This window comes from Microbacterium aureliae, assembly GCF_054780155.1.
This window is the reverse complement of the sequence record NZ_BAAGWW010000001.1, coordinates 847,468-873,642: the sequence shown is the minus strand read 5'-3', so window position 1 is coordinate 873,642 and position 26,175 is coordinate 847,468. Positions and strand designations below refer to the sequence as shown.

The 26,175-nt window shown below is 71.1% G+C and carries 25 protein-coding genes; 13 read left to right on the top strand and 12 right to left on the bottom strand.

The window, feature by feature from the left end; all coding sequences use genetic code 11:
* The first annotated feature begins 132 nt into the window (after positions 1-132).
* Entirely contained in the window at positions 133-1,017 is an 885-nt protein-coding gene (locus ACYVF4_RS04230) for an aminodeoxychorismate lyase (RefSeq protein ID WP_460720035.1), read from the top strand.
* Positions 1,018-1,082: 65 nt separating this feature from the next.
* Here ACYVF4_RS04230 and pstB read toward each other — a convergent pair whose 3' ends face one another.
* The 7 genes from pstB to ACYVF4_RS04195 form a co-directional block, all read right to left on the bottom strand.
* Positions 1,083-1,862: a phosphate ABC transporter ATP-binding protein PstB gene (gene pstB, locus ACYVF4_RS04225; protein WP_460720033.1), complete on the bottom strand. Its 780-nt coding sequence runs from the start codon at positions 1,860-1,862 to the stop codon at positions 1,083-1,085.
* 32 nt (positions 1,863-1,894) lie between these two features.
* Positions 1,895-2,998, bottom strand: a complete 1,104-nt coding sequence (gene pstA, locus ACYVF4_RS04220; protein WP_460720031.1) for a phosphate ABC transporter permease PstA — start codon at positions 2,996-2,998, stop codon at positions 1,895-1,897.
* Position 2,999: 1 nt separating this feature from the next.
* Entirely contained in the window at positions 3,000-3,953 is a 954-nt protein-coding gene (pstC, locus tag ACYVF4_RS04215) for a phosphate ABC transporter permease subunit PstC (RefSeq protein WP_460720029.1), read from the bottom strand.
* Between the two features lie 74 nt (positions 3,954-4,027).
* Positions 4,028-5,137 (bottom strand): phosphate ABC transporter substrate-binding protein PstS, encoded by a 1,110-nt coding sequence (gene pstS / locus ACYVF4_RS04210; protein WP_460720027.1) that lies wholly within the window; start codon positions 5,135-5,137, stop codon positions 4,028-4,030.
* A gap of 145 nt (positions 5,138-5,282) precedes the next feature.
* Positions 5,283-6,221, bottom strand: a complete 939-nt coding sequence (locus ACYVF4_RS04205) for an NUDIX hydrolase (protein WP_460720025.1) — start codon at positions 6,219-6,221, stop codon at positions 5,283-5,285.
* Positions 6,218-8,383, bottom strand: coding sequence for an RNA degradosome polyphosphate kinase (locus tag ACYVF4_RS04200; protein WP_460720023.1), 2,166 nt, complete (start codon positions 8,381-8,383; stop codon positions 6,218-6,220). The genes ACYVF4_RS04205 and ACYVF4_RS04200 overlap by 4 nt, the downstream gene beginning before the upstream one ends.
* Positions 8,384-8,441: 58 nt before the next feature.
* A complete protein-coding gene (locus tag ACYVF4_RS04195; protein ID WP_460720021.1) occupies positions 8,442-9,140 on the bottom strand; it encodes a winged helix-turn-helix domain-containing protein in 699 nt (232 codons plus the stop codon).
* A gap of 124 nt (positions 9,141-9,264) precedes the next feature.
* On the opposite strand from ACYVF4_RS04195, the gene ACYVF4_RS04190 reads away from it, so the two are divergent.
* From ACYVF4_RS04190 to ACYVF4_RS04175, 4 genes are all read left to right on the top strand, one after another.
* The gene (locus ACYVF4_RS04190) at positions 9,265-9,555 is read left to right on the top strand and encodes a hypothetical protein (RefSeq protein WP_460720019.1); all 291 of its coding nucleotides are present in this window, start codon (positions 9,265-9,267) and stop codon (positions 9,553-9,555) included.
* A gap of 135 nt (positions 9,556-9,690) precedes the next feature.
* The gene (locus ACYVF4_RS04185; RefSeq protein WP_460720017.1) at positions 9,691-10,290 is read left to right on the top strand and encodes a nitrobindin family protein; all 600 of its coding nucleotides are present in this window, start codon (positions 9,691-9,693) and stop codon (positions 10,288-10,290) included.
* Positions 10,290-11,375, top strand: coding sequence for a CAF17-like 4Fe-4S cluster assembly/insertion protein YgfZ (gene ygfZ, locus ACYVF4_RS04180; RefSeq protein ID WP_460720015.1), 1,086 nt, complete (start codon positions 10,290-10,292; stop codon positions 11,373-11,375). Before ACYVF4_RS04185 ends, ygfZ begins: the two co-directional genes overlap by 1 nt.
* Before the next feature lie 19 nt (positions 11,376-11,394).
* Complete coding sequence (locus tag ACYVF4_RS04175) at positions 11,395-12,498, top strand: FUSC family protein (RefSeq protein WP_460720013.1); 1,104 nt, start codon at positions 11,395-11,397, stop codon at positions 12,496-12,498.
* Positions 12,499-12,654: 156 nt separating this feature from the next.
* Here the strand turns inward: ACYVF4_RS04175 and ACYVF4_RS04170 are convergent, their stop codons facing one another.
* Complete coding sequence (locus ACYVF4_RS04170) at positions 12,655-13,479, bottom strand: class I SAM-dependent methyltransferase (RefSeq protein ID WP_460720011.1); 825 nt, start codon at positions 13,477-13,479, stop codon at positions 12,655-12,657.
* Between the two features lie 59 nt (positions 13,480-13,538).
* Between ACYVF4_RS04170 and ACYVF4_RS04165 the strand changes: the two genes are divergently transcribed.
* Positions 13,539-14,285: a phosphoglyceromutase gene (locus ACYVF4_RS04165; protein ID WP_460720009.1), complete on the top strand. Its 747-nt coding sequence runs from the start codon at positions 13,539-13,541 to the stop codon at positions 14,283-14,285.
* Positions 14,286-14,374: 89 nt separating this feature from the next.
* Here the strand turns inward: ACYVF4_RS04165 and phoU are convergent, their stop codons facing one another.
* Entirely contained in the window at positions 14,375-15,058 is a 684-nt protein-coding gene (phoU, locus tag ACYVF4_RS04160) for a phosphate signaling complex protein PhoU (protein ID WP_460720007.1), read from the bottom strand.
* A 169-nt stretch (positions 15,059-15,227) separates the two neighbouring features.
* On the opposite strand from phoU, the gene ACYVF4_RS04155 reads away from it, so the two are divergent.
* Both ACYVF4_RS04155 and ACYVF4_RS04150 read left to right on the top strand, forming a co-directional pair.
* Complete coding sequence (locus ACYVF4_RS04155; protein WP_460720005.1) at positions 15,228-16,484, top strand: sensor histidine kinase; 1,257 nt, start codon at positions 15,228-15,230, stop codon at positions 16,482-16,484.
* Positions 16,481-17,164 (top strand): response regulator, encoded by a 684-nt coding sequence (locus ACYVF4_RS04150; RefSeq protein ID WP_460720003.1) that lies wholly within the window; start codon positions 16,481-16,483, stop codon positions 17,162-17,164. Before ACYVF4_RS04155 ends, ACYVF4_RS04150 begins: the two co-directional genes overlap by 4 nt.
* A gap of 80 nt (positions 17,165-17,244) precedes the next feature.
* Here ACYVF4_RS04150 and ACYVF4_RS04145 read toward each other — a convergent pair whose 3' ends face one another.
* Positions 17,245-17,757 carry a DNA modification methylase gene (locus ACYVF4_RS04145; protein WP_460720001.1) on the bottom strand — a complete coding sequence of 171 codons (513 nt, stop codon included), beginning with the start codon at positions 17,755-17,757 and terminating at the stop codon, positions 17,245-17,247.
* Between the two features lie 148 nt (positions 17,758-17,905).
* Here ACYVF4_RS04145 and ACYVF4_RS04140 point away from each other — a divergent pair, with 148 nt between their 5' ends.
* Both ACYVF4_RS04140 and ispD read left to right on the top strand, forming a co-directional pair.
* Positions 17,906-18,388 carry a CarD family transcriptional regulator gene (locus ACYVF4_RS04140; protein ID WP_460719999.1) on the top strand — a complete coding sequence of 161 codons (483 nt, stop codon included), beginning with the start codon at positions 17,906-17,908 and terminating at the stop codon, positions 18,386-18,388.
* 94 nt (positions 18,389-18,482) lie between these two features.
* Positions 18,483-19,688 (top strand): 2-C-methyl-D-erythritol 4-phosphate cytidylyltransferase, encoded by a 1,206-nt coding sequence (gene ispD / locus ACYVF4_RS04135; protein ID WP_460719997.1) that lies wholly within the window; start codon positions 18,483-18,485, stop codon positions 19,686-19,688.
* Here ispD and ACYVF4_RS04130 read toward each other — a convergent pair whose 3' ends face one another.
* Positions 19,689-20,162, bottom strand: coding sequence for a GNAT family N-acetyltransferase (locus tag ACYVF4_RS04130; protein WP_460719995.1), 474 nt, complete (start codon positions 20,160-20,162; stop codon positions 19,689-19,691).
* Positions 20,163-21,077 (bottom strand): DMT family transporter, encoded by a 915-nt coding sequence (locus ACYVF4_RS04125; RefSeq protein WP_460719993.1) that lies wholly within the window; start codon positions 21,075-21,077, stop codon positions 20,163-20,165.
* A gap of 62 nt (positions 21,078-21,139) precedes the next feature.
* On the opposite strand from ACYVF4_RS04125, the gene cysS reads away from it, so the two are divergent.
* The 3 genes from cysS to ACYVF4_RS04110 all read left to right on the top strand — a co-directional run bounded on the left by cysS (position 21,140) and on the right by ACYVF4_RS04110 (position 26,169).
* On the top strand, positions 21,140-22,546 hold the full coding sequence (gene cysS / locus ACYVF4_RS04120) for a cysteine--tRNA ligase (protein WP_460719991.1): 1,407 nt from the start codon (positions 21,140-21,142) through the stop codon (positions 22,544-22,546).
* Positions 22,539-23,540, top strand: a complete 1,002-nt coding sequence (gene rlmB / locus ACYVF4_RS04115) for a 23S rRNA (guanosine(2251)-2'-O)-methyltransferase RlmB (RefSeq protein WP_460719989.1) — start codon at positions 22,539-22,541, stop codon at positions 23,538-23,540. Before cysS ends, rlmB begins: the two co-directional genes overlap by 8 nt.
* Positions 23,541-23,652: 112 nt before the next feature.
* A complete protein-coding gene (locus ACYVF4_RS04110; RefSeq protein ID WP_460719987.1) occupies positions 23,653-26,169 on the top strand; it encodes a glycogen/starch/alpha-glucan phosphorylase in 2,517 nt (838 codons plus the stop codon).
* The last annotated feature ends 6 nt before the right edge of the window (positions 26,170-26,175 follow it).

Below are 26,175 nucleotides of genomic sequence, written 5' to 3'. Positions count from 1 at the left end.
AACGCCTCTCGGCGCGTGGCCGCTCACGGCGGCAGAAGTTGGAGCCCGGGGTTACTGCGGCCCGGCCGAACAAGTGTAACCGACCGCGTCCGCCGGGCATTCCCGAAGCTCCCAGGCCCCTAAGCTCTCTGCATGGCCTGGCGCTGCGCACTCGTGATCGATCCGGTGGCGGCCGCGGACGCCCGCGCGGACTACTCCTCGACACTGACACCCATCGACCCCGAGGCCCCGGCGCTGAGCGTAGGGGAGTTCAGCACCCAGCGCGGGGACGGTGTCTTCGAGTCCATCGGCGTCGTCGACGGGCATCCGCAAGAGGTGCAGGCGCACTTGGAGCGCCTCGCGCACTCCGCGCGGCTGTGCGACCTTCCCGAGCCGCACCTGGAGCAGTGGCGGCAGGCGGTGGCCGCCGCGGCGGCCCAGGCGCCCGCGGGTGAAGCGGTGCTCAAGCTGATCCTGAGCCGCGGGGTCGAGCACGGCCCCGCCCCCACCGCGTGGGTCACCGTCGCGTCGGCGCCGGACTTCCGCGCCGTCCGCACCGACGGCATCCGCGTCGTGACCCTCGATCGCGGCTTCGACTCCGGCGCGCCCGCGCGAGCCCCGTGGCTGCTGCTGGGCGCGAAGACGCTGTCGTACGCGGTCAACATGGCCGCCATTCGTGAGGCCAAGCGCCGCGGGGCGGACGACGCGGTGTTCGTCTCGTCCGACGGCGTGCTGCTCGAGGGACCGACCTCGTCCCTGATCCTGCGGGTGCGGGGACGCTTCGTCACTCCCGAGCCCGGCGCGGGCATCCTGCACGGGACGACCCAGATGAGCGTCTTCGAGGAGCTCTCGCGCCGCGGTTTCGAGACCGCCTACGAGGTGCTTCCCGCCGCCGCGCTGGCCGACGCCGACGCGGCCTGGCTCGTCTCGAGCGTGCGACTGGCCGCGCCGGTGAGCGCGATCGACGGGACGGCGATGGACGTCGACCGTGAGCTCACGGCATCCCTCAACGAGTACCTGCTGAGCCCCCGCGACTGACCGGGATCAGCCGTGTCTCGACACGCGCTGCGCGCTGCTCGACAACCGGCTTCGGTTGAACGGGATCACCCGAAGCGCCCGGAGACGTAGTCCTCGGTGGCCTGCACCGAGGGGGTCGTGAAGATCGTGCGGGTGTTGTCGTACTCGATGAGCTTGCCGGGCTTGCCGGTGCCGGCGATGTTGAAGAACGCCGTCTTGTCCGACACCCGCGACGCCTGCTGCATGTTGTGGGTGACGATGACGACGGTGTAGTCCTTCTTCAGCTCGCCGATCAGCTCCTCGATGGCGTACGTCGAGATGGGGTCCAGGGCCGAGCAGGGCTCGTCCATCAGGATGACCTCGGGCGAGACGGCGATGGCGCGTGCGATGCACAGACGCTGCTGCTGGCCGCCGGACAGGCCGGAGCCGGGCTTGTCGAGGCGGTCCTTGACCTCGTTCCACAGGTTGGCGCCCTTGAGCGACTGCTCGACCAGGTCGTCGGCGTCGGACTTGGAGATCTTCTTGTTGTTGAGCTTCACGCCCGCCAGCACGTTCTCCTTGATCGACATCGTCGGGAACGGGTTCGGGCGCTGGAAGACCATGCCGACCTGACGGCGCACGAGCACGGGGTCGACGTTGGGGGCGTACAGGTTGTCGCCGTCCAGCAGGACCTCGCCCTCGACGCGTGCGCCGGGGATGACTTCGTGCATGCGGTTGAGGGTGCGCAGGAAGGTGGACTTGCCGCAGCCGGACGGGCCGATGAAGGCGGTGACGCTGCGCGGCTCGATGTCGAGCGAGACGCCCTCGACGGCCAGGAAGTCGCCGTAGTAGACGTTGAGGTCGTTGACTTCGATGCTCTTGGACACGTTCGTTCCTCTGTCGTATTCGGGTGGGCCGCTCAGCGGCCGAGTTTGGGGGAGAAGATCTTCGCCACGAGGCGGGCGACGAGGTTCAGCGTCATGACGATGACGATGAGGGTCAGGGCGGCCGCCCACGCGCGGTCGATGAAGGCCTGCGCGGGGATGCCCTGGTTCATGAACTGCGTGTACGCGAACACCGGCAGGGTCATCATGCGCCCCTCGAACAGGTTGTAGTTCATGCTCGTGGTGAACCCGGCGGTGATGAGCAGCGGCGCGGTCTCGCCGATGACGCGGGCGATCGAGAGCATGACACCCGTGGTGATGCCGGCGATCGCGGTGGGCAGGACCACCTTCACGATCGTCAGCCACTTCGGCACGCCCAGGGCGTACGACGCCTCGCGCAGCTCGTTGGGGACCAGGCGCAGCATCTCTTCGGTCGAACGCACGACCACGGGGATCATCAGCACCGACAGAGCCACGGACCCCATGATGCCGACCCGCACGCCCTGGCCGAAGAAGAGGACGAAGAGCGCGTAGGCGAACAGACCCGCCACGATCGACGGGATGCCGGTCATGACGTCGACGAGGAACGTGATGCCGCGCGCGAGACGCTTGCCCTCGCCGTACTCGATCAGATAGATGGCGGTGAAGATGCCGATCGGGATGGAGATCACGGCCGCGGCGAGGGTGATCAGCAGCGTCCCCATGATGGCGTGCAGCGCACCGCCGCCCTCACCGACGACGTTGCGCATCGACATCGAGAAGAAGTCCGCCGAGATCCCCGCCACGCCGTTGACGACGACGGTCCAGCCGACCGAGATGAGGGGCACCATGGCGATGAGGAAGGCGACGGTGACGACACCGGTGACGAGGCGGTCGACGGCCTTGCGGCGCCCCTCGACGAGGGTGGACACGGTGGTGACCATCGCGAGATACACCAGGGCGGTCACGATCGCAAAGCCGGCGAAGTTGAAGCCGGCGTCGGCGGTGAGGACCGGCACGGCGAAGACGATGGCGCCGATGCCGGCCGAGGCGGCGAGGATCGCCCACGGCACCCACTTGGCGAGTCTGCCGTTGGTCAGGCTCGGCGACTCGCGCTCGATGGTGCGCGGCTGCTGCGGGGGAGCGATGGTGGTGGTCATGTCAGTTCGCTCCCGAGAATTCCTTGCGGCGGCTGACGACCCAGCGCGCCAGCGCATTCACCGCGAAGGTGACGATGAAGAGGATCAGGCCCGTGGCGATCAGCACGTTGATGTTGGTGCCGTAGGCCTCGGGGAAGGTGAGCGCGATGTTGGCGGGGATCGTGCCGGGGTTCTCGGACGTGAACAGCCGGAACGACACGACGTTGGCGATCGAGAGCACCATGGCCACGGCCATCGTCTCGCCGAGGGCGCGGCCGAGCCCGAGCATCGAGGCAGAGATGATGCCGCTGCGGCCGAACGGGAAGACGGCCATGCGGATCATCTCCCAGCGCGTGGCGCCCAGGGCCAGGGCCGCCTCCTCGTGGAGGACAGGGGTCTGCAGGAAGATCTCGCGGCAGATGGCGGTGATGATGGGGGTCACCATGACCGCGAGCACGATGGCGGCGGTGAAGATGGTGCGCCCGGTGCCGGACACCGAGCCGCTGAACAGCGGGAACCAGCCGGCGTTCTGGTTCAGCCACGCGTAGACGGGCTGGACGGCGGGGGCGAGGACGAGGATGCCCCACAGGCCGAAGACGACCGACGGCACGGCGGCGAGCAGGTCGACGATGTAGCCGAGGGTCTGCGCGAGCCGGCGGGGGGCGTAGTGCGAGATGAAGAGGGCGACCGCGACGGACAGGGGGACAGCCATGAGCAGCGCCAGGAAGGACGCCCACACGGTTCCGAAGGCGAGAGGCCAGACGTACTCCCAGAAGTTGCCGCGCAGAACCGAGGCGTCTTCGCTCGTGGCGAGGAGTCCGGGGACGGACTGAACGATGAGGAAGAGCGCGACCGCGGCCAGGGTGACGAGGATCATCGACCCTGCAAACAGCGCAGTCCCCGAGAACCAGCGGTCTCCGGGGCGTGTCTTGGCCTTCTGCGCGGGCGGGGCGGCCGGGGCGGTTGTCGTGGTCATGACGTCCGTTTTTCGTGGGTGGACAGGGGTGATGCCCGGCCCCGCGCAGCAACGCGGAGCCGGGCATCAGGATGTCACTCGGTGACGATCAGGTCCAGGGCGGCCTGCATGTTGCCGCGCTGGGCCTCCGAGATCGGGGCGCTGCCCGCGGCCTCGGCCGCGGCCTGCTGGCCCTCTTCGCTGATGACGTACTCGAGGAAGCCCTTGACCAGCGAGGCCTGAGCCGGGTCGGCGTACTCCTCGCACGCGAGCATGTAGCTCACGAGCACCACGGGGTACGCAGCCTCGTCCGGGGTGCGGTCCAGGGCGATGGCGAGGTCACCTTCGGTGCGGCCTTCCTCGCGAGGGGAAGCGTCGACGACCGCGGCGGCGGCCTCGGGGGTGAAGCTCACGAACTCCTCGCCGATCTGCACGGCGACGGTGCCGAAACCCTCGGCGCGCGACGCGTCGGCGTAGCCGATCGTGCCGTTGCCGCCCTCGACGGCGGCGACGACACCCGAGGTGCCCTGCGCGGCCTCGCCGGACTCGACCGGCCACACGCCGTCGGCCTCCCACTCCCATGCCTCAGGCGCGGCCTGGTAGAGGTAGTCGGTGAAGTTCTCGGTGGTGCCCGAGTCGTCGGCGCGGTGCACCGGGGTGATCTCGAGGTCGGGCAGTTCGACGCCCTCGTTGGTGGCGGCGATGGCCTCGTCGTTCCAGTTGGTGATGTCGCCGGCGAAGATGCCCGCGATCGTGGCGGCATCCAGGTTCAGCGTCTCGATGCCGTCGAGCTTGAAGATCACGGCGATCGGCGAGATGTACGACGGGATCTCGATGATGCCCGAGCCGTCGACGCACGCGTCGAACGGGCCGGCCTCGATCTCGTCGGCCTTGAACGCGCGGTCCGAACCGGCGAACGCGACGGCGCCGGCCTGGAACGACTCGCGGCCCGCGCCGGAGCCGGCGGGGTCGTAGCTGACGGTCACGTCGGGGTTGGTGGTCTGGAAGCCGGCGGCCCACGCCTGGACGGCGACCTCCTGGGCCGACGAGCCCGCGCCGACCAGTTCGCCCGAGAGGGCGGGAGCGTCGGTGCCGGGCTCGGTGGCGCTGCCGCCGGGCGTGCCTTCGTTCGCGGCGCAGGCGGTGAGCGTGAGTGCCGCGATGGCGGCGACAGCGCCCAGCTGGGCGATGCGAGAGATCTTCACTGTGTGAATCCTTCACGTGTCAGGGAAAGAGGCCCCGATGGGGCTTCGGGTGGCGGCCCTGGTGCAGGGCACGCACCGACGGTAGGAGGGGACTCTTAAGAGACTGCGCTGGAATGGTGAACAGAAGGTGAACGGGGTAGGGCGGTCATGCCGTCGGGACGTGGGTCTCGATCGCCACGATGCCTGATCCGGGGTTGTCCACCGACAGGTGCGCGACCGAGAACGCCCCGGGCTCGAGCGCCGATGCGCTGCCGAGGTACGACCCCCGCAGCGTGCCGGTCGCCAGTGCGAGCTCGCTGAGGATGTCGGGCAGCACGGGGCCGTGGCTGCACAGGACCGCCGCCTTGCGAGCGCGCACGCGCTGGCCGATGATCGCGCGCGCATCCGATTCGCCGCGCTCCCACGCGTCCTGGCTGAGGAGGGTGGTCTTGTCGATCGTGCGGCCGAGGGCCGCGGCCAGCGGCTTGACGGTCTTGACGCACCGCACCGCGGGGCTCGAGATGATCCGGCGCGCCCCGAACGCCAGCAGCGGGCCGACGATCGCGCCGGCCTGCCGGCGTCCGCGCGGGGTGAGCGGCCGGTCGGAGTCCTCGCCTTCCCAGTCGTCGCGGTCGACGGCCTTGGCGTGCCGCAGGACGATGAGCGGGAAGGTGGCGCGAACGCCCTCGTCGAGCAGCCGGGTGAAGTTGTCGAGGATCTCCACGTCCACCGGGTAGCTCAGGCGCTTGCGCGCCTTCTTCGGCGTCACCCATTCCAGGGCCGCGATCTCTTTGTTGGGGACGAACCCCGACGCGCGGATCGCCGGGGCGGTCGCCTCGGCCGCCCAGTAGTGCACGATCTTCGTGCGCTTGCTCGGCAGCCGGTAGCGCGAGACGCCGACCGGCACGCCGAGTGCGACCCGGATGCCGGTCTCTTCGTGGATCTCGCGCACCGCCGTCTCGGCCAGCATCTCGCCGGGGTCGACCTTGCCCTTGGGCAGCGTGACGTCGCGGTAGCGGGTGCGGTGGATCAGCAGCACGTGCAGCTTGTCGTCCACCATGCGCCACACGACTCCGCCGGCGGCGTAGACGGCGGTCTCGGTCATCGCACCGCCCGCGACCGGCGACGGCGCTGCACCTGCGACATCGTCCGGTCCTGCAGGTCGATGAGGGGCTTGCCCTCGTCGCTCAGGTGGTGGCGCATCCACTCGCCTTCCGGCCCGAGGTGCCATGAGCTCGTCTCGTCGCTCATCGCGACGTCGAACAGTGCCGTGAGCTCCTTCACGTGGGCGGGATCGACCACGCGGACGAGGGCCTCGACGCGGCGGTCGAGGTTGCGGTGCATCATGTCGGCGCTGCCGATGTAGACCTGCGGGTCGCCGTCGGCCTCGAAGGCGAACAGACGCGAGTGCTCGAGGTAGCGGCCGAGGATGGAGCGGACGGTGATGTTCTCGCTCATGCCCTCGACGCCGGGCTTCAGCGCGCAGATTCCGCGCACCCACACGTCCACGGGCACACCTGCCTGGCTCGCCCGGTAGAGGGCGTCGATGATCTGCTCGTCGACCATCGAGTTGACCTTGATCCGGATGCGGGCGGGCTTGCCGTCCAGGGCGTTGCGGCGCTCCTTGTCGATCAGGCGCAGCAGGCCCTTGCGCAGGTGCAGCGGGGCCACCAGCAGGCGCTTGAACTTCTTCTCGATCGCATAGCCGCTCAGCTCGTTGAACAGGCGCGTGAGGTCCCGGCCGACCTGGTCGTCGACGGTGAACAGCCCGAAGTCCTCGTAGATGCGACTGGTCTTGGGGTTGTAGTTGCCCGTGCCGACGTGGCTGTAGTGGCGCAGCACCCCTTCTTCCTCGCGGATGACGAGGGCGAGCTTGCAGTGGGTCTTCAGCCCCACCAGCCCGTAGACGACGTGGACGCCGGCCTTCTCGAGCTTGCGCGCCCACACGATGTTCGCGGCCTCGTCGAAGCGCGCCTTGACCTCCACCAGCGCCAGCACCTGCTTGCCGGCCTCGGCGGCGTCGATGAGCGCCTGGATGATGGGGCTGTCGCCGGACGTGCGGTACAGGGTCTGCTTGATCGCGAGGACGTGCGGGTCCTTCGCCGACTGCTCGAGGAAGGCCTGCACGCTCGTCGCGAACGACTCGTACGGGTGGTGGACGAGGATGTCGGATTTGCGGATCGCGGTGAAGATGTCGCCGCGCTCGTTGTTGTCGCCGGGCTGGAACGCCAGTGCCGTCGTGGGCACGTGCGGCTTGTAGCGCAGGTCGGGCCGCTCGAGGCGTCCCAGGTCGAACAGGCCCCGCAGATCCAGCGGCCCCGGCAGGCGGTAGACCTCCTGCGCGGTGATGTCGAGCTCGCTGATGAGCAGATCGAGGGTGACGTCATCCATGTCCTCGGTCACCTCGAGGCGGATCGGCGGCCCGAACCGGCGGCGCAGCAGCTCCGCCTCGAGCGCCTGGATGAGGTTCTCGGTCTCGTCCTCCTCGATGACGACGTCCTCGTTGCGGGTGAGGCGGAAGGCGTGGTGGTCGAGGATCTCCATCCCCGGGAACAGGTCCCCGAGGTTGTTCGAGATCAGGTCCTCCAGCGGCAGGTAGCGCACACCCTGCTCGTCCCGGCCCACCTCGACGATGCGGGGGAGCATGGGCGGCACCTTGAGGCGGGCGAACTCCTGCCGTCCGGTGCGGGCGTTGCGGATCCGGATGGCGAGGTTCAGCGACAGCCCCGAGATGTACGGGAAGGGGTGGGCGGGGTCGACGGCCAGCGGCATCAGGACGGGGAAGACCTGCGCCTGGAAGTAGTCGTAGAGGCGGGAGCGCTCGTCGTCGGAGAGGTCGCCCCACCCGACCACGACGATGCCGGCATCCGCCAGCGCCGGCCGCACGAGTGAGGTCCACGCGTCGGCGTGGCGTAGCTGCAGGGTGTGCGCGGCCTCGGAGATGTCGCCGAGGACCTCCAGCGGCGCGCGGCCCACGTTGGTCGGCACGGCGAGGCCGGTGATGATGCGGCGCTTGAGGCCGGCCACGCGCACCATGAAGAACTCGTCGAGGTTGCTGGCGAAGATGGCGAGGAAGTTCGCGCGCTCCAGCACGGGCAGCGCCGGGTCCTCGGCGAGTTCGAGCACGCGCTGGTTGAACGCCAGCCAGCTGAGCTCCCGATCGAGGTAGCGATGCTCGGGCAGTTCGGCGTCGACGGGTTCGTCGAGTTCGAAGTCGTCATCGTCCGCATCGCCGAGGCCGGCGTCGAGCACGTCGCGTTCGATCATGCCCTCATCATTGCAGGGAGTCGTGACGGCCATGTGAACCATCGCGGATGCCGGGGGCTCAGGCCTGCGAGCGCTCCTTGGACGCGGGGAGCTGATCTTCCTCGTAGACGTTGAAGCGATAGCCGACGTTGCGGACGGTGCCGATGAGCTGCTCGAGGTCGCCCAGCTTGGCGCGCAGCCGCCGCACGTGGACGTCGACCGTGCGGGTGCCGCCGAAGTAGTCGTAGCCCCACACCTCGCTCAGCAGTTGCTCGCGCGTGAACACCCGCGACGGATGCGTCGCGAAGAAGTGCAGCAGCTGAAACTCCTTGTAGGTGAGGTCCAGCGGCTTGCCGTGCACCTTGGCCGAGTACGACGACTCGTCGATCGTGATGCCCGAGGTCTGGATGCGCGTGGAGACCTGCTCCTTGGCCATGCGCCCGACGGCGAGGCGCACGCGTGCGTCGACCTCGGCGGGGCCGGCCGTGACGAGGATCACGTCGTCCACCCCCCAGTCCGTCGACACCGCGGTGAGACCGCCCTCGGTCACCACGAGCAGGAGCGGCGCGTCCAGGCCGGTCGTGTTGAGGATCTTGCACAGGGACTTCGCCCCGACCAGGTCGATGCGGGCGTCGACGAAGATCACGTCGGCGCTGGGGGCGTTCACCAGCTGCGCCGGCTCGGCGGGGATCTGCCGCACGCGATGGCTGAGCAGCTCGAGGGCGGGCAGGACCGCGCCGCCTCCCTGTGTGGAGCTCAGAACCAGAAGCTGTGCCAAGACGCCGTCCTTCCGGCGCGGAAAGCGCCGTGCGCAACAGTGTAGGGCGTGGCCGGGCGCCTCACGGGACGCCGTGGACGCCGACCTCCTTGGGGATGCGGCGACGGTGGGGGATGATGGAGGCATGGCACTCCCCGACCTGGCACCGCCGCGCACCGTGCGCGGCATCGTCGCGATCTGGGTGTTCGCGGCGATCGTGGGCATCGTCGTGGGGGTCGTCGTACCGGCATCCGATCGCTCGTCGTGGATGGCCGTGGGGCTCGGGGCCAGCCTGATCCTCGCCTTCGCGGTGCAGCTGTCGTACGGCCGCTCGCACGGCTTCACCCAGCGCGTGGGCGCGAGCGTGCTCGGGGCGATGGTGGTCCTCGGTGTCATCAGCCTCGGATTCGGCTTGGCCGTCGTCGTTCCCGGCTAGAGTGGTCGGCATGGACCTCGTCGCGCTCGAACTGTTCTTCGTGGGCCTTCTCGGCCTCGCCTCGCTCGCGATCGTCTTCGTCTCGGGCGTGGTGATCAAGAACCTGTACCGCGGCCAGCGCTGACGGGCGGCGTCGTGTTCGATCTGCCGACCGACCTTCCCGCCGACCTCGCGCCGCTGTCGTGGCTGCTGGGGGTGTGGGAGGGCACCGGCGTCATCGACTACGAAGCGGGCGGCGAGCGGTTCACGGGTGAGTTCACCCACCGCGTGAGCTTCAGCCAGGACGGCGGGGACTACCTCAACTACACCGGCCACGCGTGGCTGCACGACGGCGCCGGGCGGACCCCGCTCGTCGCCGAGTCGGGCTACTGGCGGCTGGCGCGCACGGCGACCGCGGCCGATGCCGGGCCGGCCCTGCTGCCGCCGACGGCCTCGGCGCCCGCGCGCACCGTGGACGATGTCGAGGCGCTGCGCAACGCCGAGGGCGGCTTCGACCTCGCGGTGTCGATCGTGCACTCGGATGCCGTCAGCGAGCTCTACCTCGGACAGATCCGGGGGCCGCGCATCGACCTCGCCACCGACGCCGTCGTCCGGCCCGCGGGCGCGAAGGTGTACGCCGCGGCGACCCGCATGTACGGCCTCGTCGACGCGCACCTGCTGTGGGCGTGGGATGTCGCCGCGCTCGGCTCCGACCTCGCCTCGCACGCGTCGGCGCGACTGGCGCGGGTGGAGTGATGGCCGACATCGCGCTGCCGCCGGGAGCGGTGGTCGACCACGACGTGATCGTGCACCTCGGCGACCCGATCCGCGAGCAGCGCGCGCTCGAGGCCGGCCGCGCCGTCGCCCCGCTCGATGACCGGCGCGTGCTGGTCGTCGGCGGCGAGGACCGGCTGACGTGGCTGGACTCGCTCACCTCTCAGGCCCTCGCGACCCTCGCACCGGGCGCGAGCACCGAGCTGCTCGTGCTGGATCCTCACGGTCACGTCGAGCACGCGGCATCCGTCATCGACGACGGCGAGAGCACGTGGCTGATCGTCGACCGCGACGACGCCCCGGGGCTGCTGCAGTGGCTGACGCGCATGCGCTTCCGGCTGCGCGTGGACCCGCGGGACGCGAGCGCGGAGTACGCCGTCGTGGGGGGAACAGCCGAGGCCGTCCGCGCCCTCGCGCCGGCCGGCGCGGCACTCGTCTGGCACGACCCGTGGCCCGCGGTCGCACCCGGCGGCCACGCCTACGCGCTCACCGACCCGCACCCCGGCACCGCGCGGGACTGGGCCGAGGCGATCGTGACGCGCGCCGAGCGCGACCGCGTCGTGGGCGGGGCAGCGGCGCTGGCAGGTCTGCTTGCCGCCGATGCGCTGCGGGTCGCGGCGTGGCGTCCGAGGTGGGCTGCCGAGGTCGACGAGCGGACGCTGCCCCACGAGGTCGACTGGCTCCGCACCGCCGTGCACCTGCAGAAGGGCTGCTACCGCGGTCAGGAGACCGTGGCGAAGGTCCACAACCTCGGCCATCCGCCGCGCCGGCTCGCCTTCCTGCACCTCGACGGCAGCGACGCGGTGCTCCCCGAGCGCGGAGCGGCGGTCCGCGCGGGCGAGGCCGAGGTCGGCACCGTCACCTCGGTCGCCCGCCACCACGAGGACGGTCCGATCGCCCTCGCCCTGCTCCGCCGCAACACCCTGGTCGATGCCGTCCTGACCGTCGACGTCGAGGGTGGAGTCGTCTCGGCCGCCGCCGAGACGATCGTGCCGCCCGAGGCGGGCGCGACCGCCGGTGTCCCCCGGCTTCCCCGGCTCTCGCGCCGCGCGGCCGCGTCGGGATGACACGGGTGCGGGGAGTCAGGTGAGCGTCCCGCCGCAGACCGCGGCGATCCCCACCGGGTGGCGGTCCCGGATCGACCCGCGCCCCGCCTTCCGCCGCGTGCGGGACTCTGGACTCGCGATCGTCCAGATCGTCGTCGCCGCGACCGGCGCCTACGCCTTCGCCGCCTTCGTGCTCGGCCACACCGCGCCGCTGCTGGCGGCGACCGTGACGGTGTCCAGCCTCGGGCTCGTCCGCGACGCCCGCCCGCGCCGCGTCCTCGAGACCGTCGTCGGGATGCTGGTCGGCATCCTCGTCGCGGAGCTCCTGCTGCTCGTCGCGGGGTCGGGGTGGTGGCAGCTCGCGCTGACCCTCGCCGCGACGCTGGTGGTCGCCCGGTTCCTGTCTCCGCAGGCGAGCTTCGCGATTGCCGCGGCGATCCAGTCGCTCATCGTCATGATCATCCCCGCGAGCTCGCCGTTCCTGCGGCTCGTCGACGGCCTCGTCGGGGGCGTGGCGGCCCTGCTGGCGACAGCCCTCATCCCGCGGAGCGCGCTGCGGGCCGCCGCCCGCGACGCCGCGACCGTGTTCGGGGCGACCGAGGCTGCGGCGGCCGCGGTGGTCCAGGCGCTCCGCCGCGGGGACCGGATGCGTGCGGAGCGGGGCCTCGCCAAGGCCCGGGCCCTGCAGCCCGTGCTCGAGCAGTGGCGCGCCTCGATCGACTCCGGCATGGCGATTGCGCGCATCTCGCCGTTCCTGCGCCGCCAGCGCGCCGAACTCGAGCGGCACGCCCACGTCCACCAGGCCATGGATCTGGCCACGCGCAACCTGAGGGTCGTCGCCCGGCGGACGTCGTACCTGTGCGACGACGGCGAGCCGCGCCCGGTCGCGGCGGACATCCTCGCCGACATCAGCAGGGCGACCTCGCTCGTCGGCGCCTCGCTCCACGAGGACATCGCGGCGGGGCCCGCCGCCCGCAGCCTGCTGCTCGCGGTCGCCGCCCACCTGGACCCGCAGGAGGTCATGCCCGGCGCGTCTGTCGGCGATCAGAACCTCATCGCCGCGCTGCGGCCGTTCGCGGTCGACCTGCTGACGGCGACCGGCATGACGCCCGCCGAGGCAAGGGCCGCCGTCCCCCGCATCTGACCCCCGCCGCCGGGGTCGGCGCCGGTTCAGAACTCCACGGGATTCGGGCCCCGGCCGCGCCCCGAAGGCCCCGACGGGGCCGGATCCGCCCGGGCTTGCGGAGTCCTGAACGGCCCGCGCCCGCGCCCGCCCGGCACAGGAGTGCCCGCCCGGGCCTCAGCGCGGCGCGACGGCCTCCCACGGCACGGTCAGCTCGCCCAGCCGCCACCGCGAGCGCTCGAGCAGCGGCCACCCCGCCGCCTGAAGCCGGTCCATCGCGGCCCGCCACCGCTGGCTCGGCCCGAACGAGGCCAGAGGAGCGGCCCGCGTCCACTCCGCGTCCATCGCGGCGAGCAGCTCGTGCACCGCTTCCCCGGGCACGTTGCGGTGGATGAGCGCCTTCGGCAGCCGCTCGGCGGCGACCGACGGCGCGTCCACGTCGCGCAGCCGCAGCGAGACCGTCAGGGTCCGGGGCTCGCCGTCCGGACTCACCTCGATCCACGTCGCGATGCGGCCCAGCTCATCGCACGTCCCTTCGACCAGGATGCCGTCGGGGGCCAGCCGCTCGGCCATCCGTCGCCACGCCTCGGGCACCTCGTCCTCGTCGTACTGGCGCAGGACGTTCATCGCGCGCACGACGACGGGGCGGCGACCGGCGGGAGCCGGGACGTCGAAGCCGCCCCGGGCGAACGACACCCGCGCGTCCGGGGCGAACGGGGTCTGGCCGGCGCGGACGGCGGCGAGCTGCTCGCGGGCCCGTGCGACGCGCTCGGGCGCGATCTCGAGGCCGAGGACCTCGACGTCGGGGCGCGTGCGGGCGAGGCGAGCGTGCAGCTCCAGGGTCGTCACGGCGCTCGCGCCGTACCCGAGGTCGACCACGAGCGGGTCCTGCGCGCGCCGCAGCACCGGATGCCGGGCGATCCAGCGGTCGACCCGTCGCAGGCGGTTGGTGCCGGTGGTGCCCCGGGTGATCCGGCCGAGCGGCGCGGTTCCTCGGGGCATCACCCCATGATGCCAGCACCGGCCGGGAGGGGCCGGCATCCGTCGATATCATGGGCGTCATGACTGCGCCCTACACGCTGATCCTGCTCCGCCATGGCCAGAGCGAATGGAACAAGTCCAACCAGTTCACCGGGTGGGTCGACGTCCGCCTCACCGACCTCGGCAAGGCCGAGGCCCAGCGCGGCGGCGAGCTGATGGCCGAGAAGGGCCTGCTGCCCGACATCGTGCACACGTCGCTGCTGAGCCGCGCCATCCAGACCGCCAACATCGCCCTCGACGCCGCCGACCGGCTGTGGATCCCCGTCAAGCGCACGTGGCGTCTCAACGAGCGCCACTACGGCGCCCTGCAGGGCAAGGACAAGGCGCAGACCCTCGAGGAGTTCGGCCAGGACCAGTTCATGCTGTGGCGCCGCTCCTTCGACGTGCCCCCGCCCGAGCTCGCCGACGACGACCAGTACAGCCAGGTCGGCGACCCCCGCTACGCCGGCATCGACGGCGAGGTGCCGCGCACCGAGTCGCTCAAGCTCGTCATCGACCGGTTCCTGCCGTACTGGCAGAACGACATCATCCCGGATCTCAAGGCCGGCAAGACCGTCCTCGTCACCGCGCACGGCAACTCGCTGCGGGGGCTGGTGAAGCATCTCGACGGCATCAGCGACGCCGACATCGCCGAGCTGAACATCCCCACCGGCATCCCGCTGGTCTACCGCCTGGGCGAGGACTTCATGCCGCTCGGGCCGGGGGAGTACCTCGACCCCGAGGCCGCCGCCGCGGGTGCCGCCGCCGTCGCCAACCAGGGCAAGTAGCCCCGCACGACGCAGACTCGCGACGCAGAAGAGAGCGGATGCCTCCCCCCGGGGGCATCCGCTCTCTGGCTCTGGGTCCGGCGCTGTCGCTACGACAGCGGGAAGGACGTGCTGTCGACGACCTCGGACACCGTCTCCCACTCGCCGGTGGCGAGGTAGGCCACCTTCTTGGCGACCGAGACGGCGTGGTCGGCGAACCGCTCGTGGTACCGGCTGGCGAGCGTGGCGTCGACCGTGGCCGCGGCCTCACCCCGCCACGAGTCGCTCAGGACCTTCTCGAAGACGCTGGCGTGCAGTTCGTCCACGGCGTCGTCGGCGTTGCGGATCTTCTCTGCCAGCGACATGTCCTGGGTGCGCAGCAGCTCGGTGAGAGTCCGGGCGACCTCGACGTCCAGCTGACCCATCTTGGTGAAGGTGGCCTTGAGTCCGCGGGGGATGGCGCGCTCGGGGAAGCGCATGCGGGTGAGCTGGGCGATGTGCTCGGCGATGTCGCCCATGCGCTCCAGCGAGGCGCTCATGCGCAGCGCGCCCACGACGATGCGCAGGTCGCGCGCGACCGGCTGCTGCCGGGCGAGGATCTCGATGGCCAGCTCGTCGAGGGCGATGGCCTTCTCGTCGATGATGGCGTCGGACTCGATGACCTCCTCGGCGAGCCCCACGTCGCTCGACTCGAACGCCCGCGTCGCCTTGTCGATGGCGATCGTGACGAGCTCGGCGATCTCGACCAGGCGTGACTGGGCGTCCTCGAGGGACTGGTGGAAGACTTCGCGCATGCCGGCACCTTTCTGATTCCGTCGCGGGGGAGCCGCTCCCGCGGGCCCTGGCGATTGTCGCCACCGAAGGTTAACGATCGGTGCCGTGGGAGTGAATAGTACCGACCGCGGGCGGTCGGGCATCGAAGACCGTCCGACGGCGCGTGGACGGGGACCGTACAGTGAGGGAATGGATACGACGCAGCTCGTGCTGCTCGCCCTCCTCGCCGGAGTCATCATCGGCTGTTCCGTCTCGGCCGTCATCGCCGTGTCGCTGCGCGCCCGCGACCGTGTGCGCGCCGAGACATCCGCCGACATCCCGCGAGGGGTGCGCGAGGTGCTGCATGGGATGGACGACGCCGCGGTCGTCGTCGACGGCTCGTTCACCGTGATGGCCGCGTCGGCCGCCGCGCGCCCGTTCGGTCTCGACGAGGGCTCCGTGCTGCCGCCCGACGGCCTGCGTGACGTCGTCCGCCGCACGCGGTTCGCCGACGTGGCCGCCGAGGAGACCCTGCGCCTTCGCCGCGGTGCACCGCCGGCCGAGCCGCGGCTCGTGGTCGTGCGAGCGAGCCGGATCTCGCCGCGGTTGGCGCTGCTGGTCCTCCGCGACATCACCGAGCGCGAGCGGGTCGAGCAGATGCGGCGCGATTTCGTCGCCAACACCAGCCACGAACTGAAGACCCCCGTCGGGGCGGTGAGCCTGCTCGCCGAGGCGATCGAATCCGCCGCCGACGACCCGCCACAGGTGCGGATCTTCGCCTCGCGCCTGACCGCCGAGGCCGCCCGGCTGTCGATGCTGACCTCGCGCATCATGAACCTCTCGCGGCTTCAGGCCGCCGAGGACCTCACGACCGATCAGCTGATCGCCGTCGACGAGATCGTCACCGCCGCCCTCGAGGCCCATTCCATCCAGGCCGCCTCGGCGGGGGTCACGGTCGTGCGGGGCGGCAAACGCGGCCTCTACGTACGCGGAGACGCGCAGATCCTCATCGAGGCGGTCGGCAACCTGATCTCCAACGCGATCGTGTACTCGCCGGCGGGCGCGGACGTGGGCGTGGGGGTGAAGCTCGTGGACGGGGTCATCGAGATCGCCGTCACCGACAGGGGCATCGGCATCGCCGAGGGCGACCAGGAGCGCATCTTCGAACGGTTCTACCGCACCGATCAGGCCCGCTCCCGGCGCACCGGCGGCACGGGCCTCGGCCTGTCGATCGTCAAGCACGCGGTGAACCGCCACGGCGGCGAGGTCCGGCTGTGGTCGCGTCCGGGCCGCGGCTCGACGTTCACGATCCGCCTGCCCGCAGCCGCCGCCCCCGCGGATGTCCCGCTCGCCGCCAAGCGACGCAAGAAGCCCAAGAAGGCGGCCGCTCCCGCGGCCGACAGCCCGGCCGCCTCGGCGGCTGTGAAGACGGCCGTGTCTGCGGCCGAGAACGGAGCACCGCAATGACCCGCGTCCTGATCGTCGAGGACGAGCCCGACCTGGCCGACCCGCTGGCCTACCTGCTGCGCCGCGAGGGCTATGAGGTCGAGATCGCCGAGGACGGGCCCACCGCGCTGACGGTCTTCCGCGAGCGGGGCGCCGACATCGTCCTGCTCGACCTGATGCTGCCCGGGATGCCGGGCACCGAGGTGTGCCGGCAGATCCGCACCGGCTCGGGGGTCCCGGTCATCATGCTCACCGCGAAGGACTCCGAGGTCGACATCGTGGTGGGCCTCGAGCTCGGCGCCGACGACTACGTCACCAAGCCCTACTCGTCGCGGGAACTGCTCGCGCGCATGCGGGCGGTGCTGCGCCGTCAGACGCAGGCCGAGGCGGACCTCGAGGACCGCGTGCTCGACGGCGGCCGGGTCGTGCTGGACATCGACCGGCACACGGTGGCGGTCGACGGCGCCGAGATCAACATGCCCCTGAAGGAATTCGAGCTTCTCGAGGTGCTGATGCGCAACGCCGGCCGCGTGCTCACGCGGGGGCAGCTCATCGACCGGGTGTGGGGCAGCGACTACTACGGCGACACGAAGACCCTGGACGTCCACATCAAGCGCATCCGCTCCCGCATCGAGGAGAACCCGGGCGACCCGGTCATGCTGGTGACCGTCCGTGGACTCGGCTATCGCTTCGAAGCCTGATGCTTCTTGTCTGAGCCGTCACCGCTGACAACGAGAAGGCCTCTCCCGCGGGAGAGGCCTTTCTCGTGTCCGTCCGCCGATCAGGGGACGTAGGGCGCGTAGTACTCCAGCTCGCCGTCCAGGACGGGGACGCGGACGAGCGAGCCGTCGGCGTCGCCGGCCTGGAAGTAGGCCGGGACGTCGGCGCCGGGCATCGTGTCCAGGCCTTCGATCAGCAGCGGGTCCTCGCCGTCGGCGCCGAGGCTCACGGTCGTCCGGGCGGGGACCTGGACGGTCTCGCTGAGGATGGACCCGCCCTCGCCGATCTCGATCGTGATCGTCGCGGGGCTGTCGGTGGTGTTCACCAGGGCTGCAAGCATGTTGCCGGCCGAGCCCTCATCGTCGGCGATGATGAGGGCGTTCCGCACCTCGATGGGGCCGGCGCTGGCTCCGACGCCGTCCGACGGGTTGTACTGGATGGTGGTCGCCTGCGTGGAGATCATGCTGCACCCGGTGAGGGTCGTCGCCACGGCGGCGCCGGCGACCGCCAGCGCGAGCGCGCGGCGGGTCTTGGTGCTGGCGAGCGCCGCGCCCACGGTGCGGTGATTCGACATGACAGATCCTCCCAGGGTGGACGACGGCATCCCCAGCATTCTATGGGGTTGCGCGCGACGGCGACGGCGCGCGGCCCGGGAGTGCGGCGGCAAACTCTAGCGCATGTCGCCTGTGGTATTCTGGAGGTTGCCGAAAGGACATAACTCCATGCTTTTTGAGGTTGGCGAGACGGTCGTCTACCCCCATCACGGGGCCGCAACGATCATCGAGGTCAAGGACCGAATCATCAAGGGCGAGACGAAGAAGTACCTGAAGCTCAACGTCACGCAAGGCGACCTCATCATCGAGGTTCCCGCTGAGAACGTCGATCTGGTCGGCGTCCGCGACGTCATCGGCAAGGAGGGCCTGGACCGGGTCTTCGAGGTGCTGCGCGCCCCCTTCACCGAAGAGCCGACCAACTGGTCTCGTCGCTACAAGGCGAATCTCGAGAAGCTCGCCTCGGGCGACGTCATCAAGGTCAGCGAGGTCGTGCGTGATCTGTGGCGCCGCGATCAGGACCGCGGCCTCTCGGCGGGCGAGAAGCGCATGCTCGCCAAGGCCAAGCAGATCCTCGTGTCCGAGCTCGCGCTCGCCGAGAAGACCGACGAAGAGAAGGCCAGCGTCCTGCTCGACGAGGTTCTCGCGAGCTGATCTGCGGATCACTTCGAAAACGGCGGCGCTTCGGCGCCGCCGTTTTCGTCTGCCGAGGCTCGGATGCCGGTCCGACGCGTGGCAGAGTGCTGGTGTGAGCTCCATCACCCCCGTGCCCCGCGTGGCCGTCATCGTCGTCGCCGCCGGCTCCGGAACCCGCCTGGGTGCCGCCGCCCCCAAGGCCTTCGTGGGCCTGGACGACCGCTCGATCCTGCGCCACGCCCTGCAGGGCGTCTTCGACGCGTGCTCGGCGCAGGTCGTCGTGGTCGCACCGCGCGGGCGCGAGGGCGATGCGCTCACCGAGGCGATGGATGCCGCGGGGGACCGCCGGGATCTCGTCGACGTCGTCACCGGGGGTGAGACCCGCCAGGCGTCGGTCGCGGCCGGGCTCGCCGCGCTGTGGGGCGACGTCGACATCGTGCTGGTGCACGATGCGGCGCGGGCGCTGACCCCGCCGGCGGTGTTCAGCCGCGTGATCGCCGCCGTCGCCGCCGGCGCGACGGGAGTCCTCCCGGTGCTTCCCGTGGTCGACACGATCAAGCGGGTCGCCGGCGCGGCCGTCGTCGAGGGGGTCGACCGCGCAGAGCTCGCCTCGGCGCAGACCCCGCAGGGATTCCGTCGGGACGTGCTCGAAGCGGCATACGCCGCCGCGACGGCCGAGTACACCGACGACGCGGCGCTCGTCGCGGCGACGGGGCATCCGATCACCACGGTCGCCGGCGACCCGTCGGCCTTCAAGATCACCACGGCGGCCGACCTCGACCGCGCGCGCGCGATGCTCGAGAAGACCGCGCCCGCCGCGGATGCCCCGAGCCGGCATCGCGGCACCGCGCCGCGCGTGGGCGTCGGGACCGACGTGCACGCGTTCGGCGGCGACGGCGCGCTGTGGCTGGCGGGCCTGGAGTGGCCGGGCGAGCGGGCGCTCTCGGGTCATTCCGACGGGGATGCCGTCGCCCACGCCATCGTCGACGCGCTGCTGGCCGCGGCCGGCCTCGGCGACATCGGCACGCATTTCGGGACGGACCGGCCGGAGTTCGCCGGGGCTCACGCCGACGCCTTCCTGCGCCGGACGCGGGAGCTCCTCGGCGAGGCGGGGTGGCGGATCGGCAACGTCTCGGTGCAGGTGCAGACCACCCGCCCGCGCTTCGCCGCCCGGCGGCAGGAGGCCGAGCGCGTGCTCTCGCAGGCGCTCGGCGGGGCGGATGTCTCGGTGTCCGCCACGACCACCGACGGGCTCGGGTTCACCGGTCGCGGCGAAGGCGTCTCGGCGACGGCGGTCGCGCTGCTGCTGCCGGCCTGATCAGTCCCCGGGTGCGTCGAGCCGCCGGTGCATGAAGACCGAGTGCGGGTCGACGGCGTAGTCGGCGAAGGGTCCGCACACCGAGAACCCCTCGCTCGCGTAGAGCCGGTGCGCCGCGGTGAAGTCGTCGTGGCTGCCGGTCTCGAGCCACACGTCCGTCGCGCCCCGCATGCGGGCCGCGTCGATGATCCGGCGCAGCAGGGAACGGCCGACGCCCGCGCGCAGGAACCCATCGGCGACGCGCATCGACTTCACCTCGGCATCGGTGGGGGACCACATCTTCAGCACGCCGATGCCGGCGATCTCGTCGCCCTCCCAGGCCGAGAACAGCACGACGCCCGGGTCGGCGAGGGCCTCGGCGTCCAGGGCGTGGCAGCTGTCCTCGGGCGACGTCGCCCGCATGTGCGCGAGGTGGCGGGCGATGAGCCCGCGCGTCAGCGGCGAGGACAGGTCGTCGGGCCGGATGAGCAGCATCTATCCCTCCACGGCATAGGGGGCGGGGTCGCGCGGCCGGCGTGATCCCCACGCGAGGACCGCGAGCCCCACCACGAGGACGACGAGGCCGGTGACGGCGAGCGGGGCGAGGCGTTCGCCGAGGACGGTGAGTCCCAGGACGGCGGCGGTGAGCGGCTCTCCGAGGGTGAGGGTCGCGGCGGTCGCCGCCGTCAGGCCGCTGAGGCCCCAGGTGAACAGCACGTAGGCGATCGAGATCGTCGCAAGCCCCAGCCACAGCGCCATGATCCAGCCGGCCGGCTCGGCGAGCCAGCCCACGTCCACGAAGGGCAGCGCGAGGATGGTGAGCGCCGCGGCGGAGGCACCCATCGCACCCACGACGGTGAAGGGATCCCAGCCGGCATCCAGCAGCCGACGCTGCGCGTTGGCGATGACGGCGAACGAGGCGCCCGCGCCGATCGACCCCAGCAGGCCCACCGGGTCGGCGGCACCCGACCCGCCGCCGCCGAGGCCGAGCAGGACGACGCCGGCGGTGGCCGCCGCCGTGGCCACCAGCCACGTCGCGGTGGGGTTCCGCCGCGTCAGCAGCCACTCCAGGACTCCCGCGAGGACCGGCGCGGAACCCAGGGCGATCACCGTCCCCACGGCCACTCCGTTGCGTTCGGCGCCCAGGAAGAACAACGGCTGGTACACCGCCAGGCATGCGCCGGTGAGCACCATCAGCGCGATGGGCCGCGGTTCCCACGTGGGGTTGCGCGGGCGGGAACGGCGTCCTCGCGCAGCGAGCGCGAACGCCAGCACCGCCAGGCCCGTCCCGCCGATCACCATCCGCATGACGCCGATCGACAGCGGCGTCGTGCCGTCGGGGCCGAGCGCCTGCGACGTGCCGGTGGTGCCGAAGAGGACGGCGGCGGCGAGGACGGCGAGCACATTCACCCTCCAGTTCTACCGCCACGGCCGTCCTCCGAACGGACAGCGCCCGCCGGTAGGCTGGTGCGGTGACTGTGAGGCTCTACGACACCAAGGCGCAGTCGCTGCGCGACTTCGTGCCGAGAGACCCCGGGAACGTCACCGTCTACGTATGCGGTCCGACGGTGCAGTCCGGCCCGCACATCGGCCATCTGCGCGGCGCGCTGGCCTTCGACGTGCTGCGGCGCTGGCTCGCCCACCGCTTCGGCCGCGTCACCTTCGTCCGCAACGTCACCGACATCGACGACAAGGTGCTGCAGAACGCCACCGACTCCGAGGAGTGGTGGGCGCTGGCGTACCGCATGGAGCAGCAGTTCTCGCGGGCGTATGCGGCGATCGGCATCCTTCCGCCGACCTACGAGCCGCGCGCGACGGGGTTCATCCCGCAGATGCACGAGCTCATCGCCCGGCTGATCGACGCCGGGCACGCCTACCCGGCCGCCGGGGACGTCTACTTCGACGTCCGGTCGTGGCCCGCCTACGGCGAGCTCACCCGGCAGTCGCCGGACGCGATGGAGCCGGCGGGCGACGCCGATCCCCGAGGCAAGCGCGACCCGCGCGACTTCGCGCTGTGGAAGGGCGTGAAGTCCGACGAGCCGGAATCGGCCGCATGGGAGTCTGCGTGGGGCCGCGGGCGTCCCGGCTGGCACATCGAGTGCTCGGCGATGTCGCGCCGCTTCTTCGGCGCCGAGTTTGACATCCACGGCGGGGGTCTCGACCTGCGCTTCCCGCACCACGAGAACGAGCTGGCGCAGTCGACGGCGGCCGGCGACGGGTTCGCCCGCTACTGGGTGCACAACGGCCTGGTCACCGTGGGCGACCAGAAGATGTCGAAGTCCCTGGGCAACTTCATGCTCGCCGACGACCTGCTCCGCCAGCGCGACGCCCTCGTGGTGCGCTACACGCTGCTGGCGGCGCACTACCGCTCGAGCCTCGCCATCACCGAGACCTCGTTCGACGAGGCCGCCGCGGCGGTCGGCCGCATCCGCTCGTTCCAGGAGCGTGCGGTGCGGATGCTGCGCCTGGACGACGCCGACCGGCGGCTGAGCGCCGCCGCTCCGGCCGCCTTCGCCGAGGCGATGGACGACGACCTGGCCGTGCCGCAGGCGCTCGCCGTGCTGCACGAGGCCGTGCGCGAGGGCAACACCGCCCTGGATGCCGCCGACGACGACACCGTCGCCGACCGGTTCGCGGCGGTCGCCGTGATGACGGGCCTGCTCGGCATCGACCCGCTGGACCCCGCGTGGGCTTCGGGAGGCGAGTCTGCGGAGGCGGGGGCTCTGGACCGCCTGCTGCAGGCGATGATCGACCAGCGCGCGCAGGCGCGCGCCGGCAAGGACTGGGCCGCCGCCGACCGCATCCGCGATGCGATCGCCGCGGCGGGAATCGCGCTCGAGGACAGCGCCGACGGAACACATTGGAGTATCGATGGCTAAGCCAGGACGCCCCGGCGCGAGCAAGGGCAAGAAGAAGGGCCCCGTCAAGGGCACCGGCGGTCACAGCCGCAAGGCGCTCGAGGGCAAGGGGCCGACCCCCAAGGCCGAGGACCGCGCGTGGCACGTCGCCGGCAAGCGCAAGGCGGCTGCCGAGCGCTACGCGGCCGCCGGCGGCAAGGGCCGCCCCGGCGCGAAGCCCGGGTCGTCCTCGCGCCCCGCGGCGAAGGCGAAGTCGACGGACGAGACCGAGATCGTCACCGGTCGCAACTCCGTCCTCGAGGCGCTGCGCGCCCGCATCCCGGCCACGACGCTGTACATCGCGCAGCGGGTCGAGATGGACGACCGGGTGAAGGAGATGCTCGCCACCGCCACCCACCGGGACATCCCGGTGCTCGAGGTCACGCGTCCCGAGCTCGACCGCATGGCCGGCTTCGACGGTGTGCACCAGGGCGTCGCCCTGAAGGTGCCGCCCTACGAGTACGCCCACCCGCAGGATCTGCTCGAGCAGATCGTCGACCGCGGCGATGTGCCGCTGCTGGTCGCGCTGGACGGCATCACGGATCCGCGCAACCTCGGCGCCATCATCCGCTCGACGGCGGCGTTCGGGGGCCAGGGGATCATCCTGCCGCAGCGTCGCTCGGCGAGCGTGAACTCCGCCGCGTGGAAGACCAGTGCCGGGGCGGCCGCGCGCGTGCCCGTCGCGCTGGCGGCGAACCTGACCGCCACGCTCAAGGACTTCAAGAAGCAGGGCGTCTTCGTGCTGGGCCTGGACGGCGGGGGAGACGTGCCCCTGCCGGCGCTCCAGCTGGCCGACCGGCCGGTCGTCATCGTCGTCGGCTCCGAGGGCAAGGGCCTGTCGCGCCTGGTCACCGAGACCTGCGACCAGATCGTGTCGATCCCGATCGGCTCGGCCACGGAGTCCCTGAACGCCGGGATCGCGGCATCCGTCGCCCTCTACCAGGTCGCCACGACCCGCGCCGCGCAGAGCGCGTAGCCGCCGCGCGGGCGGTCCCAGCCCGGCCGAGCCGTGTGTCGGGCGCGTGACGTCCGCGATGCGATCGTGACATTTTCTCGGTCTCGCCGCCGAGGCAGAGTACCTTCTTAGGGTGCCCGACACCCTGAACCCCGAGCCGGCGTCCTCCCCCCAGGCGCCCGCGCGGCATCCCCTCGCCCTCGCCCCCGTCTCGTCGCCCGCCAGCAGCGTCGACGGATTCGTGAAGGAGTTCCTGCTCAACCTGAACTTCGACCGGGGCGTCGCCCTGTCGTCGTCCAACGCCACGGACCAGTACACGGCGCTGGCCTACACCGTCCGCGACTACCTGATGGCGCGGTGGCTCGAGGACCAGAAGCGGCAGCGCGAGACCCAGGCCAAGGGCGTGTGCTACCTCTCGGCGGAGTACCTGCTCGGCCGGCAGCTCGACAACAACCTGCTCGCGACCGGCCTCATGGACATCGCCACCGGGGCCCTCGCCTCGTGCGGGATCGACATCGACGACCTGCGCGCGCAGGAGGTCGAGCCCGGTCTCGGCAACGGCGGTCTCGGTCGCCTGGCGGCGTGCTTCGTGGACTCGCTGGCGACGATGGGCGTTCCGAGCATCGGCTACGGCATCCGCTACGAGTACGGCATCTTCCGGCAGACCTTCGAGGACGGCCGCCAGGTCGAGCAGCCCGACGCGTGGCTCGAGATGGGCTCGCCGTGGGAGTTCCCGCACCCCGAGCGCTCGCAGGTGATCTCGTTCGGCGGCCACACCGAGACGTACGACGACGACGGCGTGGAGCGCTCGCGCTGGGTTCCGGCCTGGAACGTGCAGGCGGTGCCCTACAACTACATGGTCCCCGGCTACCAGAACGGGCGCGTGAACACGCTGCGCCTGTGGAGCGCCCGGGCGACGCAGGCGTTCGACCTGCGGATCTTCAACTCCGGCGACTACACCGAGGCGGTGCGGGCGCAGACCTACGCCGAGAACATCTCCAAGGTGCTCTACCCCGAGGACTCCACGCCGCAGGGCAAGGAGCTGCGCCTGCAGCAGCAGTACTTCTTCGTGGCGGCCTCGATCGGCGACTTCCTCGACAACGTGCTGCTGCCGGACTTCGACCTGTCGAAGCTGCCGGACCGCGTCATCTTCCAGCTCAACGACACCCACCCCGTCATCGGGGTGCCCGAGCTGATGCGCCGCCTCGTCGACGACCGCCATCTGGAGTGGGACGAGGCATGGCGGATCACCCAGCAGTGCTTCGCGTACACCTGCCACACCCTTCTTCCCGAGGCGCTCGAGGTGTGGTCGGTCGAGCTGCTGGGGCGCCTGCTGCCGCGGCACCTCGAGATCATCTACCGCATCAACGACGAGTTCCTGGATGCCGTGCGGGAGCGCTTCGGCGACGACGAGCTGCGGATCCGCAACATGTCCATCATCGGCGAGCACCCCGAGCGCTCCGTGCGCATGGCGTACCTCGCCACCGTCGCGGGCGCGAAGGTGAACGGCGTCGCGGAGCTGCACTCGCAGCTGCTGCGCGAGAAGGTGCTGCCGGACTTCGACGAGTTCTTCCCCGGCAAGTTCACCAACGTCACCAACGGGGTCACCCCGCGGCGCTTCATGCGCCTGGCCAACCCCGCGTTGTCGGAGCTGATCACCGACGCGCTGGGGTCGACCTGGCTGACGGACCTCGACCGTCTGCGCGAGCTCGAGGCCTACGCCGAGGACCCCGAGTTCCGCACCCGCTTCGCCGAGATCAAGGCGCACAACAAGCGTCGCCTGTCCCGGGTCCTCGAGGCCCGTGACGGCGTCAGCGTCGCCGACGACCACATGCTCGACGTCATGGTCAAGCGCCTGCACGAGTACAAGCGGCAGATGCTGAAGCTGCTGCACGTGGTGACGCTGTACGACCGCGTCTCGTCGGGGAGCCTGGCGGCCGCCGACCTGCAGCCGCGGACGTTCGTGTTCGGCGCGAAGGCGGCGCCCGGGTACCGGATCGCCAAGGAAATCATCCACCTCATCAACGCCGTCGGCGAGACGGTCAACACCGACCCCGTCCTCGAGGGCCGGCTGAAGGTGCTGTTTCCGCCGAACTACAACGTCACCCTCGCCGAGAGCGTCATCCCCGCCGCGGATCTCTCGGAGCAGATCTCGCTCGCGGGCAAGGAGGCGTCGGGGACGGGCAACATGAAGTTCGCCCTCAACGGCGCCCTCACGATCGGCACCGACGACGGCGCGAACGTCGAGATCCGCGAGCTGGTGGGGGACGACAACTTCTTCCTATTCGGCATGAGCGAGCCGCAGGTCGAGGAGCTGTTCGCCCGCGGCTACTCCCCGAGCGACTTCTACCGCGAGGACGCGGACCTGCGCCGTGCGATCGACCTGATCGCGTCGGGGAGGTTCTCGCGCGGCGACCGGGCGATGTTCGAGCCGATCGTGTCGAACCTGCTCTACCACGACCGCTTCATGGTGCTCGCCGACTATTCGTCCTACATCGCCGCGCAGGAGCGCGTGGATGCCGCCTACCGCGACCAGGACGGCTGGACCCGGTCGGCGATCCTCAACGTCGCCCGGTGCGGGTTCTTCTCGTCCGACCGCTCGATGCGGGACTACATCGACCGGATCTGGCACACCCCACCGGCATTCTGAGCCCAC